Origin of the sequence: Microbacterium sp. MMO-56 (assembly GCF_037146215.1) — a bacterium.
Classification (GTDB): Bacteria; Actinomycetota; Actinomycetes; order Actinomycetales; family Microbacteriaceae; genus Microbacterium.
The window spans coordinates 1-16,408 of the sequence record NZ_JBBCVW010000018.1 but is presented as its reverse complement, the minus strand read 5'-3'; the positions used below and the strand labels follow the sequence as shown (position 1 = coordinate 16,408).

Genomic DNA, 16,408 nt, shown 5'->3' with positions numbered 1-16,408 from the left:
ATCGGGCGGATCATGCATCGCGCCGGACGCCGCCGGGTTCGACATCGGCCCGGACGCCGCGCCAGCGCGCGTGGCGCAGTGTGCCGCGAGGGGTGAACTCGGCGTACTCGACCTCGCCGACGACGTCGGGCCGCAGCCAGATCGCGTCCGACGCGTCGGCGGCGGGGACGCCCGTGAACGGGTTCGCGTCGGTGGTCAGCGGGCGCAGCAGCGCCTCCAGCCGGGCGAGCTCTCGGTCGCTGAAGCCGGACCCCACCCGCCCGACGTAGCGGAGCGCGCCGCCCTCGGGGATGCCGAGGAGCAGCGACCCGATGCCGCCCGCGCGTGCACCGCGCCCGGGCCGGATCCCCCCGACCACGACGTCCTGCGTCGCGGTGATCTTCACCTTGAGCCACTCCTCCGATCGTGTTCCGCGGCGGTAGGGGGAGCGCGGGTCCTTGACGACGACACCCTCCAGGGCGAGGCTGCGGGCGGCCTCGAGGGCGGTTCCGAGATCGTCGGCGACGGGCGGGAGCGCGACGGGCCCGGTCGCCGACGCGGCGACGCGGTCCAGGAGCGTCCGTCGTTCGCGGAGAGGGCGTGAGGCGACGTCTTCACCGCCGAGGCGGAGCAGATCGAAGAGGAGGTACGACACGGGCGTGCGCACGGTCTCGCGCTCGATCTCCCGCGGCTTCGTCAGGTGCGTGCGTGCCTGCAGGCGCGTGAAGCTCGGTCGACCCGCCGCATCCATCGCGACGAGCTCGCCGTCGACGACGGCGGGTTCCGCGCCGAGTCCGAGATCGACGGCCGTGAGCTCGGGATAGCGCGCGGTGATGTCGGTGCCGCTGCGCGCGCGAAGGGAGAGCCTCCGGCCGTCCCAGGTCCCGATCGCGCGGACGCCGTCCCACTTGAACTCCACCCAGGGCGCGTCGCCTCGCGCCGCTGCGGCCGCGGCGACGCCGGCCGTGGCGGCGACCGCGAGCATCGGGGCGTCGGGCCGAGAAGCGGCGTCGACCCTCGGTGTCGTCCGCCCTCCGACGGGAGGGGTCGTGGCGGGGGCACCGGCCTCCTTCCGGCGGTGCAGCAGCCACTGCGACTTCTCGCCGTCACCGGACGTGCGGATGAGCGCGAGGCGCGCGGTTCCGAGCGGTCCGTCCGGGCGGCCCGTCGCCGTGAGCAGGATCTCGTCGTCGCGCCACTTCTCCACCTCGATGCATCCCGTGTCCCACACCGTCATCGTCCCGGCGCCGTACTGGCCCTCGGGGATCGTGCCGGCGAAGGTCAGATAGTCGAGGGGATGGGGCTCAGTCATGACGGCGAGGTGATCGGGCGTTCCGGCGGCGGGGATGCCGCGGGGCACGGCCCAGCTGACGAGCACACCGTCCCGTTCGAGGCGGAGGTCGTAGTGCAGGCGCGAGGCATGGTGCTCCTGGATGACGAACCGACGGCCCCCGCACGGGCTCCCGGCGGATGCGCCACCGACGGGTGAGGGAGTGTCGCCGGCATCCGGATCACCCGGATCGTCCGCGACGTCCGGAGCGTCGGGAGGGAAGGGCTCGGGCGTCGCGCCGCGCGTCCGCTTGGTGACGTAGGCGCGCAGCGCGTCGCCCGGCGTCGGTGCGAGTGCGGCGAGGAGGTCGCCGTCGGCGGCGACGCGGTCCAGCACCTCCGACGACGTGAGGTGCCGCAGGGCGGGATCGTCCAGCTCCGACCAGGTGCGGGGAGCGGCGACCGTCGGCGTCGGCCGTCCTCTCAGCGAGTACGGCGCGATGGTCGTCTTCGCCGCGTTGTTCTGACTCCAGTCGACGAACACGCGGCCGGGTCGTGCCGCCTTCGACATCGCGCTCACGACGAGGGCGGGATCATCGGCCTCGAGGGCGCGCGCGAGCTCGTGCGCGACGGCGGAGATCTCTTCGGACGAGCGGGTGCCGTCCAGTCGCGCATAGAGGTGGATGCCCTTCGACCCGCTGGTCACGGGAAGCGGATCAAGGCCGATGTCCCGCAGGATCGCGCGCGCCCGACGGGCGACCTCGGCGCACTCGGCGAGACCCGTGCCGGTCCCCGGGTCGAGGTCCAGGACGAGGCGGTCGGGTCGCCCCCGCCCGTCCGTGCCCTCGGGGCGGGTGAAGCGCCACTGCGGCGTGTGCAGTTCGAGGCTCGCCACCTGAGCGAGGTAGACGAGCCCCGCGACGTCGTCGACGAGCGGGTAGTCCTTGGCGCCGCCGGTGTGGTCGATGGCGCGCCGCGCCAGCCAGGCCGGGGCGCCGCGCTCGAGATCCTTCGCGAAGAAGGGCGGATCTGCGACCCCCTCCGGCCAGCGCAGGCGTGTCACGGGGCGGCCGCGCAGATGCGGCAGCATCACCGGGGCGATACGCGTGTAGTAGTCGATCACCTCGCCCTTGGTCGTGCCGGTCTCCGGGTACATCACCTTGTCGAGGTGCGAGAGGCGCAGACGCCGTCCGTCGACGTCGACGAGCTGCCCGCGTGCTGCCATGGCGTCAGGCTAGCCCGTGCGGGCGAGCGCGCGGACCCCCTGGCGGCGCGAGGCGGCGCCGGTGTTGACTGGGGCGATGAGAGCGATCTGGAAGGGCGCCCTGACCTTCGGCCTGGTCAACGTGCCGGTGAAGGTCTACTCGGCGATCGAGGACCACGATGTCCCCCTGCATCAGGTGCACGCGGCGGACGGCGGCCGCATCCGGTACCAGCGCATCTGTGAGATCGACGGCGAGGTCGTCCCGTACGCGGACATCGACAAGGCGTACGACGACGGTGAGCGGACCGTCGTGCTCACGGCGGAGGACATCGCATCGCTGCCCGCGGAGCGCAGCCGCGAGATCGAGGTCGTCGAGTTCGTGCCGAGCGATCAGATCGACCTGCTGACGCTCGACCGCCCGTACTACCTGGAGCCGGACTCGGCCTCGCCGAAGGCGTACGTCCTGCTGCGCAGGACCCTCGAGCAGACCGATCGCACGGCGATCGTGCGGTTCTCGCTGCGCCAGAAGACGCGGCTCGCGGCGCTCCGGGTGCGCGGCGACGTGCTCGTGCTCCAGACGCTGCTGTGGGCCGATGAGGTTCGTGAAGCCGCCTTCCCGTCGCTCGACGAGCCGGTGCGGATCTCGGCGAAGGAGCTGGAGCTGTCCGCGTCGCTCGTCGAGAGCTTCTCGAGCGACTTCGATCCGGACGAGTTCGTCGACGAGTACCAGCAGGAGCTGCGCACCCTGATCGACGCCAAGCTCGAGAAGGGCGATGCCCTGGACACGTCCGAGACGTTCGGCGACGACGAGCAGGCGACGGGCGGCGGACAGGTCATCGACCTGATGGCGGCGCTGAAGGCGAGCGTGGAGCGCGCCCGCGCCGCTCGCGCGGACGCCTCCTGAGCTCAGGCGCGGCGGTCGTCCTCGGTGCCGGGGGTCGCAGACGGCGGCGTGTCGAAGACCTCGGGCGCGACGCGGTGCACCTCGGGGGCGGTCTCGAAGGCGACCGCAGGCAGAGTGAGCTCTTCGGCCGCTGCGGCGTCGGTCATCGCGGGCTCGCCGGCGGCGAGCTCCTTCTTCACCTTGCGGCGCTCGGAGAAGTAGTGCCACAGGGTGATGAGCGCCGTCCCGCCGACGGCGGCGAGGAGGATCACGTCGATGTACTTCGTGACGAGGTCCGCGATCCACGGGATGAAGGCGATGAGGTAGCCGATCATCGTCAGTCCGAAGCCCCACAGGAGGGCGCCGATCAGGTTGTAGAGCGAGTAGCGGCGCCACGGCATGTGGCCGACGCCCGCGGCGACGGGGGCGAAGGTGCGCACGATGGGGACGAAGCGGGCGAGGATCACCGTCAGGCCGCCGTACCGCTCGAAGAACGCGTTCGTGCGCTCGACGTTCTTGCGGCTGAACAGGCCGGATTCCTTCCGCTCGAAGACCGCCGGCCCGCCCTTGTGCCCGATCAGGTACCCGACCTCACCGCCGACGAACGCCGCGAGGGCGATCAGCAGCGAGACGATCCAGATGTTGACGCCGAAGATGTCGTTGGTGTGCGTGAGCAGACCCGAGATGACCAGCAGCGTGTCACCCGGCAGCAGGAAGCCGACGAGGAGCCCCGTCTCGGCGAACACGATGAAGCACACCACCAGCAGGGCCCAGGGACCCGCGGAGTTGATGATGACCTGCGGGTCGAGCCAGGGGATGAGGGCGAGAGCGTGCACAGGGGTCCCGTCGATCGGTGGGCGGGGGAGGGGCGCCGAAGGCGCGGAGGATTAGAGCGTAGCCTGCGCCTCCTGTGCGGAAGGTGGGACTTGAACCCACACGCCCGAAGGCACAGGAACCTAAATCCTGCGTGTCTGCCGATTTCACCACTCCCGCGGAGGAGATCAGTCTACGCGGGCCGGCGGGGCGTCCATCGGGACGTCCGCATGCCGCCGGGGCAGGCCGCCGCGCGGGGATCCGCCGATCACCCAGTAGCCGAGACCCACGACTATGGCCCCGCCGACGAGGTTGCCGAGGCCCACCCAGGTGACGTTGTAGGCGAACAGGCCCCACGTCGCGTGCGGGTCGCCGCTGAACAGTCCGATGCCGTACGTGGTCATGTTGGCCACGACGTGCTCGAACCCCGAGCTGATGAACGCGAGAATCGCGGCGAAGATCAGCAGGATCTTGGCGACGTCGTCGCGGACCCGGGCGGCCATCCAGATCGCGAGGCAGACGAGGACGTTGCAGAGGACGCCGCGCGCGAACAGCTCCACGGGCCCCTCGTCCGCCTTGGCAGCCAGCATGTCGGAGAGCATCTTGCCCGCGGGCGCGTTGGCGTGCAGCACGCCGGACGCGACGATGAGGCCCGCGAACACGAGCGCGCCGAGCACGTTGGCGGCGAGGGTTGCCACCAACGTGGCCAGGGCGCGCCACGGCGGGACGGCGCGCATCAGCGCTCCGATCGGGAGGATCATCATCGCGCTGGTCAAGAGGTCCGCGCCGGCGAAGACGACGAGCGTGAGGGCGACGCCGAAGACGAGTCCGCTCACGAGCTTGGCGAACCCCGATCCGGCCGCGAGGAGCGGTCCGGCCGTGGCGACCATCAGTACGACGCCGACCCCGATGTATGCGCCGGCGAGCATTCCGGACACGAGGAAGCGGCCGGGGGAGCGGAGCGCCTCCGACTTGTGGACCGCCGCGTCGGCCTGCACGACCAGGGTGTCGGGGATGCTGAGCATGGGATCATGCTCGCATGTGGTCAGGCCACAAGGTCGTCGTGGGAGCCGTATCAATAGGCGGACGTTCGGCGCCGGTAAGGTCGCTCTGTGATCGATGCGCCGATGGGGGAGAGATGACAGACCTGGATGACCGCTTGGATGCGCTCGTGGCCGGCGCCGTCGTGCCGGTCCTCAAGCCCCGCGGGTACCGCAAGAAGCGACTGACGTGGGTCCACGAGTCCCCCTCCGCCCTGCAGGAGATCGTGCTGCAACGCAGCCACGGCAACACCGCCACGACAGTGCGCGTCTACGTCGAGGGTGCGGTCTACGTTCCCGAGTTCGATCGGGCGATCGGGCGGAGCGTGCCCGATGTGCTGACGGCGGCGACCCCGCAGTACCGGGAGCGCTTCGAGGGCATCGTCGGCTGGCCGGCGCAATGGATCGATCTGGAGACGTGGTCGGACGATCAGCTGATACCGCGCTTCCGCGACGCGATGGTGACTCTCGCCGACCATCTGGGGGGAATCGAGACGGCGGAGGCGCTCGCGCGGGTCAAGCGCGACGCCGGGGCCGGACTCGACCTGGATCTCTTCGCCTGGTGGTGCGCCATCGGGGACGAGCAGTCCCGTGATGCGCAGCTCGCACAGGCGACCGCCCGCTTCGGACACGAGGACCGGTGGCCGATACTGAGACGGCGGTTCGTCGAGGTCGCGGACCGCTACGGCGCCACCCTCCCCGCGTGAGGAGGCGTCCGCAGCGTGTCGGTGCGGACGCGGATGCTGCGGCTCGATCTCTGCAGCAGCGAGCCGAGTCCTGACGAGTCAGTCCGCGCCGAGGGCGATGCCGGCGGACCAGCCGGGGGCGCTGCCGCCTCGGGGAGGGGAGAGCCGCGTCGCATCGACGCCGGCGCGCGTGAGCAGCCAGGAGATCACGGCGTTGCTGTTCCACATGTCGCCGCCGGGGACCACGGGGCGTCCCCACGTCAACGGCGGCACCTCGGCGAGGGACGCGAACAGGGCATCCCTCGCCGCCGGCGTGAGCGGGATCGCGGTGGGCGAGTCCACCGCGTACGCGCGGTCGGGGATCGCTCCGTCCGGCCAGGCGCGCACCTCGTAGCGGAACAGCCGCCACCGGCCGAGCGGTCGCAGGCCCACCGGGCCCTCCCTGACGACGCCGCTCGCGTCCGCCGGCTGACCCCACGCGGGCGTCATCTCGATGACCGTGCGATGCGCATCCGCGATCACCTCGAGCGCCGCATGGAACAGAGGCCGCGGATGTCGATGCTCGCGGCGAGCGCGGACGAGCTCCCACCACCTGCTGGTGTGGACGACCACGTGCCCGCCCGCGCCCACGGGCATCCACCACAGCTCCGCGCGGACGGCGCTCACGAGCGGTGGGCCAGGGCTCGTGCCGCGCTGAGCGACGCGGGAATGTGTCCGGCGGCGAGGACGACGGCGGCGACGGCGATCGACGGATTGCTCAGCAGTCCCGCCGTGGCAAGGAAGACCACGACGGGAAGGACGGCCATCGGCACGGGCACGCGCCACACCGTGTCGTAGAGAGCGGCGCGACGGCGACCGGTCGCAAGGTAGCGCACCCACAGCGCGTTGTAGCCGAGGAGTGCCGCGATGCCGGGAAGGGCCCACCACCACACGATCTCCCCCGGTGCGGTGGCGGCGGGGACGACGACGCACAGGGCCTGTCCCACCCGCTCGGTCCACGCGAGCGCCGGTGGCAGCTGCAGTGGGGGAGCCGGATCGCGTGGCGGAAACGGGGCCAGAAGGAGAGTCGGGGCCAGCACGAAGACGCTCACGACGAACCCCAGCGGCGAGAATCCCACTCTCGAACGGTAGCCGTGTTCGGGCGCGGCTCGAGAGAAGGAGGACCGTGCATACGTCGTCCGTGAGACGCCGCGAAGAACTTTGTACTGTCCGTGTGTCACAAGTTGTGATAGACAAGCAGTACAAACCTCGAAGGAGCCCCGATGCCTCTCGCCGGACGTACTGTCGATCCCCTGGACCTCGTGTGGGGAGTGCTGTCCTTCCCGCCCGCGGCGCTCCTCGTCGCGGTGGTGGTGACGACGATCATCCTCGTCGTGTCACGAGAGCCGGGCATGGGCACGGTGACTCCGTCCGTGAACGCGCGCTACGTTCCCGAGGTCCGCGTGCTCGCCATCGTCGCCGTCACCGTCGTCGTCGTGTTCTTCGGCGAGTTCGTCGTCCGCGGGTACCTCGTCACGGCGCCCGGGCTCCTGCCGTGGTGGCGGTTCGCGGTCCCGGTCGCGTGTGCGGTCGTCGGGCTGTGCGTCGTCCTCGGAGTGGTCGTGACGCGCGGAACCTCCGTGCCGGAAGCGCCCGTGCTCACGGCCGCACGGCGCGGCTGGACGAGTTTCAGCTCGCGTGCGGAGCTCGCTGTAGCCGCGATCGTGGCGCTCGTCTCCGCGGCGACGACGATCGCCGCAGGCCTGGCCTCGTCGCCCGACGACGACGGGAACTCGACCTGGCTCGTGATTCCGATCCCGAACGAGGCGGCCATCGATCCGATCCGGCTCCCGTTCTTCGGCTGGTCCTACGGCGTTCCTGTGCTGGTGTGCCTGGTGTCGCTCGCCGCCGTCGCCTGGGCGGTGCTCGACCGCAACGCGGCGCGTCCGTTCCTGCGTGCCGAGACCGTCGTCGCCGAGCGGCGGGGCCGCCGCGCGACCGCCGCAGGCACGACCCGCATCGCGATGGGTGCGACCCTGCTGTCGGTCGCGGAGGCGTGGCGACTCATCGCCGCATCGGGAACCGTGTCGACCCTCTCGATCGGTGGGGGCGAGGCGGATGCCACCTACGACGCGGCGTGGCGTTATGCCGAACTCGCCGTCATGGCGGGATGGTCTGCCCCCGTGCTCGAGACCGCGGCGCTCGTGCTCCTCCTGGCGACCGCGGCGCGGGGCTGGCGTCGGCCGCCGATCGCGCGGGAATCCGCCGCGGTCGCCGCGGAGCCCGCCGGAACGGTGACCGTCAAGTGATGGCCACCATTCTCCTGGCGCCGACCGACGAGGGCAGTCCCGCCGTCGACATCTATCGGCAGCTGCGCGCCCTGATCGTGTCGGGTCAGCTCGCGGCGAACGAACGGCTCCCCACCGTGCGGCAGACGGCGGCGGATCTCGGCGTCGCTCCGGGGACGGCCGCGAAGGCCTACAAGATGCTGGAGCAGGACGGGCTCGTGGTGAGTCGGACCGCCGCGGGTACACGTGTCGCCGCGTCGGCCGCGCTCCTGCCGAGGGTGGTGATCGCGCGCATCCGGGACCTCGTCGACGAGGCGACGTCGGCGGGTGCCGACCGCAACGACGTCATCGACGTCCTGCGCAGCGTCTGGCCGGTCGAGGCAGGGGACACCTCGGGCTGACGCCGCGTGCCGACGCGCGCGGCTCGTCGACAGCGCGCCGTGGAGCGCGCCCTGTGGATAAGCGCGCCGGCCCTTCGCCGGAGACGGGCAGGATGCGCGTGTGAGTCTCGTCGCCCCGGTTCCTCCCGGCTCCGCTGTGCAGGCGGTCGCCGAGCGTGTGCGGGCGATTCTGCGCGAGGAGCAGGCGGATCCGCTACGACAACCGGATCGGGCGGAGTTCACGGCTCGCGCCGAGATCCGCCGCCACAACGACGTCGCGCTGGCGCGCGGCCTCGAGCTCATCGACGACGAGAGGGCGGGCGTCCGCGACGTCCTCGCACGCGTCGCAGGGTACGGGCCGCTGCAGGCACTGCTGGACGATCCGGATGTGGAGGAGATCTGGATCAACGATCCAGAGACGGTGTTCGTCGCCCGCGACGGGCGCAGCGAGCGCGTGCGACTGCCGCTCACCGACGAGTTGGTCCGCGACCTGATCGAGCGGATGCTGCACGCCACCGGGCGCCGCCTCGATCTGAGCGAGCCCTTCGTCGATGCCTCGCTGCCGGACGGCAGTCGGTTGCACGTGGCCGCCGCGGGAATCACGCGCGCGCACCACGCGGTGAACATCCGCAAGTTCCTTCGCACGCGGCGGAGTCTCGACGATCTGGTGGCGGCGGGAAGCGTGCCGGCGGATGTGGCCGCGATGCTCTCCGATGCGATGGCTACAGGCAGGAACGTCCTCGTGTCGGGTGCGACGCACGCCGGCAAGACCACCCTGCTCGCGGCCTTGATCGCCGAGTGCCCGCCGGAGCAGCGCATCATCACCGTGGAGGAGACGTTCGAGCTCGCGGTCACGGCGCCCGACCTGGTGGCGCTGCAGGGACGTCAGCCGAGCCTCGAGGGCACAAGAAAGGCCTGATTAGAGGTGATCTTGTGCGCAGGCCATCGGTACTCGTAGTTGCATCTGAAGTCATCGCGCGACCTCAAACGAATAGGCAACACTCAGCCTGCATACGTGCCTAGTCGTCGTGCCGGAAACGTTTACCACTGCGGCACGGGACGGGAGGTTTTGGTACAGGGTTTCGGCACGGCGTGTCGACGTCGGCCGGATGCCGTCGTGTCAATGTCCGAAGTCATCGGCACTTCTGTCCGAAGTCCTCAACACTCGTGTGCGTCAGCCGATCGCGCGAGGTGGGGCGACTGTCTCGTATCCCATGGGTTTCGAGACACTGAGGTTATGAGACAGGGCGATGAGCTTGTCCCGTTGCCATGGTCAGCCAGGTCAAGACCTGCTGAGCATGGGTGTTCGGGGGGAAGATCGGGTAGAACACGTGCTCGATCCGTCCGTCATGGACGATGAGTGTGAGCCGCTTGTAGAGCCGGTCCTGGCTAGGTGCTTGAAAGGTGGGAAGCTTTAGGGCGTCAGCGAGCTGGAAATCTGCGTCGGAGAGCATCGTGAACGGCAATCTGAGTCGTTCAACGATCTCGGCTTGGTAGTCGGTGCTTTGGCTGGACAATCCATAGACAGCGCTTATTCCCGCGTCGCGGAGGTCGCTGTGGTGGTCGCGGAAGTCGCATGCCTCGGTAGTGCAACCGCGCGCGCCCGGAATGGAGTCCCATCCCTCAGGCAGTTCCGTTCCGGGCCGACCGCTGAGAGGATACAAATAGATCACCGTGCGACCAGTCCCCAGCTCGTTCAGTGCCACGGTCTCACCGTCTGCGGTCGGCAGAGTCAGATGCGGGATAGAAAGGCCAGGGAGGTGGTCTGCGGCACCGTCGTCGACGGGGACCGGCAAATCTGCGGGGAGGTAACTGAGGTTGGTTGCCATGCCGTCAGCATAGGTTCTATGCGCTGTCCTTCTGCCGCCCCTGTCTCACATCCCATGGGTTTCGAGGCACTTAGGTTATGAGACACCGGAACGCTCGAGGAGTGCCATGCGGGTGCCCGCAAGACGATCCCCATACGGGCATTGCGCGTTGAGCGGGGGTGTGCGCGCGAGCGTGGTTTCCGAGCGGGGCCAGTGCTACCCTCCCGGGACTAGTTGTCATTCAGGGTCGGCAAGTCTCGGGTCGAGCGTCCTTGGCGTCGGTGGCGACGATCCAGGTCCCAGGTCTTGCACATCGGGACGTGGAACTTCCCGAGCCTCCTTACGCGTAGCTTCGCGCCGTCGAACTTGGCGAGCCCTCCAGCTCCGCTGACAAACAGATCCTTCTTCGGCTGCCAGAGGTTCAACGTCGTGTGCGTCGTGTAGGCGATTGCTTCGCCCGGGTAGATCGCTGCCCAGTAGTCCGCCGCCGACGTTCGCATCCAACGGCGCGGCATTCCTTCTTTTCGAAGCCACAGCGTCACGGACAGCGCGGGTGCGTCGCCGTGGTTCACGACGATCGCCTTCACCCGGACCACGTCAGACTCGCTGTGCCACGCCGAATCATCAATGACGAAGTGGGACAGCTGCAGGTTTGGCTTCGGTCGCTGCAGCCAAGCGAAGAGCGCGGCGAAGAGTGCAATCACAGCAGCGCCCGCCGAAACAAGAGCAGCAATTCCTTCGGGCGTCATGATCGAAACTTACAGTGCGGTTCAGAAGTGGCCGGCGCTCCCGGCGCTCCGTGACCGACGGCGCCGAGCGGCCCCTCGTGATCCCTATCCGGGCATCGCGCGAATCAGGAACGAAGCGTACGGGCCTCGAGCCGTGCGATTGAGGTTCCTCGACGGGCACGAAACAAGCCCCGCCACCTGTCATTGCTCGTTCAGCAGTCCCCCCGCCGCCGGTCCCGGTCGCGTACTGACCTGGAACCGTTCCACGCCTGGCGTTCCATGTTTGGCGTTCCATGTGCCGAAACATGGAATTAACTCCTTGACAACATTCGACGTCGGCGGCCACCCTATGGTCATGAACATGGAACGCCATGCCACGTCTTATCAGTCCAGCCACATCGTAGTTACTCAAACGCTGGTCCAATGAACTGACCTCGTGTGAGACTGAAACTGAACTCCCCGCTCGCGAGCGGGGAGTTTCGTTTTGCATCGGAGATGCCGTTCTGGCACACGGTCTCGTCGCGTGCGATGACTCAGGACATGGATGGCGGCGCTGCAGAGTGTCTCGTCACTGCTACGGTAGGCGTGTCGCGACCTCGGCGGTGAATCGCTGTGCGGGCAGAAACGTCGACTTTCCGAAGAGGGAGGACGGCAATGCCGCACCACGATCCGAGCCGGTGTCCCATCAGCGAGGCCACCTACGACGGTTCGCCCCGCTTCCTCAGCCAGGGTCCGGCGTCGCCGCTGCGGGCTGTCGCCCCAGAAGCACCGCGGCCGGCTGCGTGCGACGTGTCCGTGGCCAGACTCTCGTGACCACGCCCGAAAGGTTCACGGCCATCAGTGACGGCCTAACCCGAGGCGTGCGCTCCGCGGACGAGCTCCTCGGGCTCGTCCTCCTCGGCTCCGCGTCGAGGGCAGGCGACCACCGCCGCGACGAATGGTCAGACCACGACTTCTTCGCGATCGCGGTGCCCGGCAGGGGAGACGAAGCACGCACTGCGCTCAACTGGCTGCCCGACGCGGGACGCATCGTGCTCATCGCCCGCGAAGGCTCGGTCGGGTTCGTCGTCGTCTACGACGACGGCCACGTACTCGAGTTCGCTCTTGCCGAGCCCGCCGAACTGTCAAGCGTCGTCGCCGGCGACGCCAGCGTCGTCGTCGACGACGCCTCCGGCACCACCGCCGCTCTCATCGAAGCGGGACAAGCCGCTGCTGCCGAAGCTGACTCGTTCGACCCCGAGAACGACGTGCGCCTCGTCTTGGTCAAGCTGCTGCTCGGCGTCGGACGGGTTCGGCGCGGCGAGGTACTGAACGGCGGCCAGTTCATCCGCACGTGGGCCGTAAACCACCTTCTCCGCGCTATTCGGGGACGCTTCGCCGGCAGTTCCCCGGCGACGCGCGACCGCATCGATCCGACCCGGCGCTTTGAAGCCGACTACCCCGTTTGGGCCGAAGCCATCGCCACGGCACTCGACGGCCCCGCCGACGCCGCGGCGCGCGACCTGTTCCTCTTGACGCGGCGCATCTTCGAAACGGGCTGGGATCAGTTCCCGAGCGCCGCAGCCGACGCTGTGGCGCGACGGCTCAGCTGGTGACATCGAGCGCGCGGGCGTTGACGAAGCGAGGTGTCTCGTCTCCCTTCGCAACCGCTGGCGCCGGCGAGCCTGACACGATGGTGTCCCGATCGTGCGGAGCGTCAGTGGGCAGGTAGGCGTACATGTACATGTCGCGGCTGACACCGCCCACGCGTTCCCAACGACGGAGCAGGCCCTCGCGCACGAACCCCGCGGCCTCCGCGGCCCGCCACGATCCCTCGTTCCACGGCTCGACGACGAGCTCCAGACGTTCGACGCCTTCGATAGCGGACGCCCATCCGACCAGCATGCGCAGCGCCGCCGTCGCATAGCCTCGGCGTCGCTGCGCGGGTGAGATCCAGTAGCCGATACCCGCTCGACCCTCGTCGAGGGAGCGGAGCATGACGCCGGCCTGACCCACCGCGACACCCGAGTGCGTGTCGAGTACAACGAACTGATACCCCTCGCCGTCGCGTGCGCGTCCGATCTAGCGTTGAATGTACGCTTCGATCGCCGCGTCATCGCCATGTCGAGGAACCGACGTGATCGACGGAATGTGCGGGTCATCCACGACAGTGCGCACGAGCGCGGTATCCGCAAGCGAGTAGTTGCGCAATGTGACCGTGTCGCCGACCAGGGTCGGGCAGGTCTTTGGGCGTGGAGTATCGGTGATCGTGCGATCCTTCGTGTCTTGGTCGGGTTGGGAAGGTGCGGAAGTCGGGTTCGATCACCTCGCCGGTGAGTTCGCGGCTGCAGCGGATGATCGCGTCACGCTTCGGAAAGACTTCGCGCCCCCGCGGAAGGGATTTCCGTCTCGTTCCGCCAGGCCATTCGTGCGCCCTCGTCACCGCGGCCGCACGGACTCTCCCGTCATCAGGCGCCCGCGGATCCAGACCTGCTCGATCGCACGGGTCGGCTCGGCCATCGTCGCCAGCAGCACTCGTGCCGTACTCTGCGCGATCTCGGCCACCGGCTGGACGATGGTGGTCAAGCTCGGCACGACGTAGTTGGCGACATCGAGACCATCGAAGCCCACGATCGACATGTCGGTCGGGACGGATAGCCGTCTCTCGTCGAGTGCCCGGCTCGCGCCGATCGCGACTGCGTCGCACACCGCGACGATCGCGGTGACATCGTCCGGCGATTGGGGGAGCCACACACGCATCGACTCATAGCCGTTGCGCATCGAGTATGTCTGTTCCTCCAGCGCCGAGCCGACCACGAGCGCCGGGTCGAGATCGATGCCGGCGTCGCGCAGACCGGCCTGGTAGCCCGCAAGTCGCAGCGCCCACGCGTGCTCGCGATCGGGTTCGGCGCCGGCGCCGACGAACGCGATGCGGCGGTGGCCGAGCGAGACCAGATGCGCAGTGAGGTCGCGGGCGCCCGCGTGGTCATCGACCGAGATCGAAGAATGCAGCGCCGCCGCGCCCGAGTAGTCCGGCGTCGTGCAGAACACCATCGGCACGTCGATCTCCGCGAGGCGACGGCTCAGCTGAGCGGAAGCCTCGCGGTCGGCGTTCCCATACCTGCCGAGGAACACGACACCGCCGAACTTCCCCTCGCGCACGATGCGCTCCACCGTGCCGGCATTGGCATGACTGGCATCGGCGATGTGCGAGATCGTCGTGTCGAAACCGGCCTCGGCGAAGGCCAGTTCGAGCAGCTGCAGCACTTCGACCAGCAACTGCCCGAACTCGCCCTGGATGAAGACCGAGATCGTCTTGGTCGAGCCGATCTTCAGCCGGCGGGCGCTGGAGTTGGGCACGTAGCCGTGCTTCTCGGCCGCGGCGCGGATGCGCGCCCGCGTGTGCGGACTGACGTCGGAGCGATCGTTCATCGCGCGCGAGACCGTCGATACCGCGACACCGCAGATGCGAGCGAGCTCCTTGATGGTCATCTCTGCCACGCGGAAGCCTCCTCGACGGGGTCGATCATCCCTTGACGGCGCCGGCGACGACACCCTTGATGATGTGCTTCTGGCTGGCGAAGTAGAACACGATGACCGGGATCAGTGCGAGCACCAGGACGCCCATCATGGCCCCCATGTCGACCGATCCGTATCCACCGCGAAGGTACTGCACCGCGATCGGGATCGTCTTGTAGTTCTTCAGGTCCAGCGTCAGGTAGGGCAGCAGATAGTCGTTCCACAGCCACATGACCTCAAGGATAGCCACGGTGATCACGGCGGGCTTCATGATGGGCAGCACGATGAGGAAGAAGGTGCGGACGGGTCCGCAGCCGTCGATCGTGGCGGCCTCCTCGATCTCGTACGGGATGCCTTTGACGAAGCCGGTGAAGATGAACACGGCCAGCCCCGCGCCGAACCCCAGGTAGATGATCCACAGCCCGAAGGGGTTGCTCAGCCCGAGGTAGTCGGCCAGCCACGACAGCGTGAACATCACCATCTGGAACGGCACGACGAGGTTGAAGAGGAACGTCGTATACAGGGTCTTGGCGAAGCGATTGTCCATGCGGACGATCCACCACGCGGTCATCGACGTGCACGCGAGGATCAGGATCGCGGAGCCGATCGTGATGACGAACGACCACCCTGCCGACGCGATGAAGTCGGTGAGCTGAATGCCGCGCAGGTAGTTCTCCCAGCCGACGAACGATTCTGCGCGGGGGAGAGCGAACGGCTCCGAGGCGATGTAGACCTTGTCCTTGAAGGAGTTGACGACGACGAGGACGATGGGGAACAGATAGGCGACGGCGATGACCGCGAAGACGGTCGTCCACAGCCAGGGGCGGCGCACCTTGTCGTTCATGCGATCGCCTCCTTCGAGCGCGCATAGCGGTTCTGCGCGAGTGCGATCACCGCGACGATCAGCAGGAAGACGACCGCCTTGGCTTGGCCCACGCCTTCGAAGCCGGGTCGTCCGTAGAAGGTGTTGAAGATGTTGAGCGCCAGCAGCTCGGACAGGCGCGACGGAGCGCCGTTGGTCAGCGCGAGGTTCTGGTCGAACATCTTGAAGCCATTGGTGATCGTCAGGAACGTGCACACCGTGATGGAGGGCATGACGAGGGGGATGACGACGCTGCGCAGGCTCCGCCAGCGCGACGCGCCGTCCATCTCGGCGGCCTCGATCAGCTCGGCGGGAATCGACTGGAGGCCGGCGATGTAGATCACCATCATGTAGCCGATCTGCTGCCAGCACATCAGGACGACCATGCCCCAGAATCCGTACGCGGCGTCATAGGTGATCGATCGGGCCCAGAAAGCGAGGACACCGTTGAGCAGCAGCAGCCAGATGTAGCCGAGCACGATGCCGCCGATGAGGTTCGGCATGAAGAACACCGAGCGGAACACGTTGCGGCCGCGGAACTTCTTGACGAGCAGGTAGGCGATCGCGAAGGCGAAGACGTTGATGAGGATCGTCGTGACGATCGCAAAGGCCGCCGTGTACCACAGCGAGTGGGCGAAGACCTCGTCGCCGAAGAGCTTGGCGTAGTTGTCGAAGCCGACCCACGTGCTGCGGGTGACGGTGCGAAACTCCGTGAACGACAGATAGATGCCGAGGGCGAACGGGATGATGAACCCGATGATGAACGCCGCCACGGTCGGGCCGGTGAACAGCCACCCCCAGCGGGCGAGGGACTTCTTCATGATGAGTGTGCTCCTTGATGAGGGTGCGTACGCCGCCGGCAGCGGCGTACGCGCGGCCGTGGGGGGGGGGGGGGGGGGCCCCCCCCCCCCCCCCCCCCCCCCCCCCCCGGCGGGGGGCGGGCCCCCCCCCCCCCCCCCCCCCCCCCGCCCGCGGGGGGGGGGGGGGGCGG

Annotated in this window: 17 protein-coding genes and 1 tRNA gene; 6 read left to right on the top strand and 12 right to left on the bottom strand. The window is 68.6% G+C overall.

What is annotated here, in order from left to right; genetic code table 11:
- Positions 1 to 10: 10 nt before the first annotated feature.
- Positions 11 to 2,473, bottom strand: a complete 2,463-nt coding sequence (locus tag WFI00_RS14670; protein WP_336632188.1) for an ATP-dependent DNA ligase — start codon at positions 2,471 to 2,473, stop codon at positions 11 to 13.
- A 76-nt stretch (positions 2,474 to 2,549) separates the two neighbouring features.
- On the opposite strand from WFI00_RS14670, the gene ku reads away from it, so the two are divergent.
- Positions 2,550 to 3,356, top strand: a complete 807-nt coding sequence (ku, locus tag WFI00_RS14665; RefSeq protein WP_336632189.1) for a non-homologous end joining protein Ku — start codon at positions 2,550 to 2,552, stop codon at positions 3,354 to 3,356.
- A gap of 2 nt (positions 3,357 to 3,358) precedes the next feature.
- On the opposite strand, the gene WFI00_RS14660 is transcribed toward ku, so the two are convergent.
- The 3 genes from WFI00_RS14660 to WFI00_RS14650 all read right to left on the bottom strand — a co-directional run bounded on the left by WFI00_RS14660 (position 3,359) and on the right by WFI00_RS14650 (position 5,173).
- Entirely contained in the window at positions 3,359 to 4,171 is an 813-nt protein-coding gene (locus WFI00_RS14660) for a DedA family protein (protein WP_336632190.1), read from the bottom strand.
- A 75-nt stretch (positions 4,172 to 4,246) separates the two neighbouring features.
- A tRNA-Leu gene (locus WFI00_RS14655) sits at positions 4,247 to 4,328 on the bottom strand.
- An 8-nt stretch (positions 4,329 to 4,336) separates the two neighbouring features.
- Positions 4,337 to 5,173, bottom strand: coding sequence for a formate/nitrite transporter family protein (locus WFI00_RS14650; RefSeq protein ID WP_336632191.1), 837 nt, complete (start codon positions 5,171 to 5,173; stop codon positions 4,337 to 4,339).
- A gap of 113 nt (positions 5,174 to 5,286) precedes the next feature.
- On the opposite strand from WFI00_RS14650, the gene WFI00_RS14645 reads away from it, so the two are divergent.
- Positions 5,287 to 5,895 (top strand): DUF4304 domain-containing protein, encoded by a 609-nt coding sequence (locus WFI00_RS14645; RefSeq protein WP_336632192.1) that lies wholly within the window; start codon positions 5,287 to 5,289, stop codon positions 5,893 to 5,895.
- Positions 5,896 to 5,973: 78 nt separating this feature from the next.
- Here WFI00_RS14645 and WFI00_RS14640 read toward each other — a convergent pair whose 3' ends face one another.
- Together WFI00_RS14640 and WFI00_RS14635 are read right to left on the bottom strand one after the other, a co-directional pair.
- Complete coding sequence (locus WFI00_RS14640) at positions 5,974 to 6,540, bottom strand: hypothetical protein (protein WP_336632193.1); 567 nt, start codon at positions 6,538 to 6,540, stop codon at positions 5,974 to 5,976.
- Positions 6,537 to 6,992, bottom strand: a complete 456-nt coding sequence (locus tag WFI00_RS14635; protein ID WP_336632194.1) for a hypothetical protein — start codon at positions 6,990 to 6,992, stop codon at positions 6,537 to 6,539. Before WFI00_RS14635 ends, WFI00_RS14640 begins: the two co-directional genes overlap by 4 nt.
- 144 nt (positions 6,993 to 7,136) lie before the next feature.
- Here WFI00_RS14635 and WFI00_RS14630 point away from each other — a divergent pair, with 144 nt between their 5' ends.
- The 3 genes from WFI00_RS14630 to WFI00_RS14620 all read left to right on the top strand — a co-directional run bounded on the left by WFI00_RS14630 (position 7,137) and on the right by WFI00_RS14620 (position 9,440).
- Entirely contained in the window at positions 7,137 to 8,162 is a 1,026-nt protein-coding gene (locus WFI00_RS14630; protein ID WP_336632195.1) for a hypothetical protein, read from the top strand.
- A complete protein-coding gene (locus tag WFI00_RS14625; RefSeq protein ID WP_336632196.1) occupies positions 8,162 to 8,542 on the top strand; it encodes a GntR family transcriptional regulator in 381 nt (126 codons plus the stop codon). The genes WFI00_RS14630 and WFI00_RS14625 overlap by 1 nt, the downstream gene beginning before the upstream one ends.
- A gap of 100 nt (positions 8,543 to 8,642) precedes the next feature.
- Entirely contained in the window at positions 8,643 to 9,440 is a 798-nt protein-coding gene (locus tag WFI00_RS14620) for a CpaF family protein (protein WP_336632197.1), read from the top strand.
- A 316-nt stretch (positions 9,441 to 9,756) separates the two neighbouring features.
- Here WFI00_RS14620 and WFI00_RS14615 read toward each other — a convergent pair whose 3' ends face one another.
- On the bottom strand, positions 9,757 to 10,350 hold the full coding sequence (locus tag WFI00_RS14615) for a peroxiredoxin (RefSeq protein ID WP_336632198.1): 594 nt from the start codon (positions 10,348 to 10,350) through the stop codon (positions 9,757 to 9,759).
- Between the two features lie 209 nt (positions 10,351 to 10,559).
- Positions 10,560 to 11,078, bottom strand: coding sequence for a hypothetical protein (locus WFI00_RS14610; protein ID WP_336632199.1), 519 nt, complete (start codon positions 11,076 to 11,078; stop codon positions 10,560 to 10,562).
- An 839-nt stretch (positions 11,079 to 11,917) separates the two neighbouring features.
- On the opposite strand from WFI00_RS14610, the gene WFI00_RS14605 reads away from it, so the two are divergent.
- Positions 11,918 to 12,652: a hypothetical protein gene (locus tag WFI00_RS14605; RefSeq protein ID WP_336638485.1), complete on the top strand. Its 735-nt coding sequence runs from the start codon at positions 11,918 to 11,920 to the stop codon at positions 12,650 to 12,652.
- Here the strand turns inward: WFI00_RS14605 and WFI00_RS14600 are convergent.
- The 4 genes from WFI00_RS14600 to WFI00_RS14585 form a co-directional block, all read right to left on the bottom strand.
- Positions 12,642 to 13,118, bottom strand: coding sequence for a GNAT family N-acetyltransferase (locus tag WFI00_RS14600; protein ID WP_336632208.1), 477 nt, complete (start codon positions 13,116 to 13,118; stop codon positions 12,642 to 12,644). The two genes, WFI00_RS14605 and WFI00_RS14600, sit on opposite strands and share 11 nt — an antisense overlap.
- 357 nt (positions 13,119 to 13,475) lie before the next feature.
- Positions 13,476 to 14,528 (bottom strand): LacI family DNA-binding transcriptional regulator, encoded by a 1,053-nt coding sequence (locus WFI00_RS14595; protein WP_336632209.1) that lies wholly within the window; start codon positions 14,526 to 14,528, stop codon positions 13,476 to 13,478.
- Between the two features lie 34 nt (positions 14,529 to 14,562).
- On the bottom strand, positions 14,563 to 15,399 hold the full coding sequence (locus WFI00_RS14590; RefSeq protein ID WP_336632201.1) for a carbohydrate ABC transporter permease: 837 nt from the start codon (positions 15,397 to 15,399) through the stop codon (positions 14,563 to 14,565).
- Positions 15,396 to 16,238, bottom strand: coding sequence for a carbohydrate ABC transporter permease (locus WFI00_RS14585; RefSeq protein WP_336632202.1), 843 nt, complete (start codon positions 16,236 to 16,238; stop codon positions 15,396 to 15,398). Before WFI00_RS14585 ends, WFI00_RS14590 begins: the two co-directional genes overlap by 4 nt.
- Positions 16,239 to 16,408 lie beyond the last annotated feature (170 nt).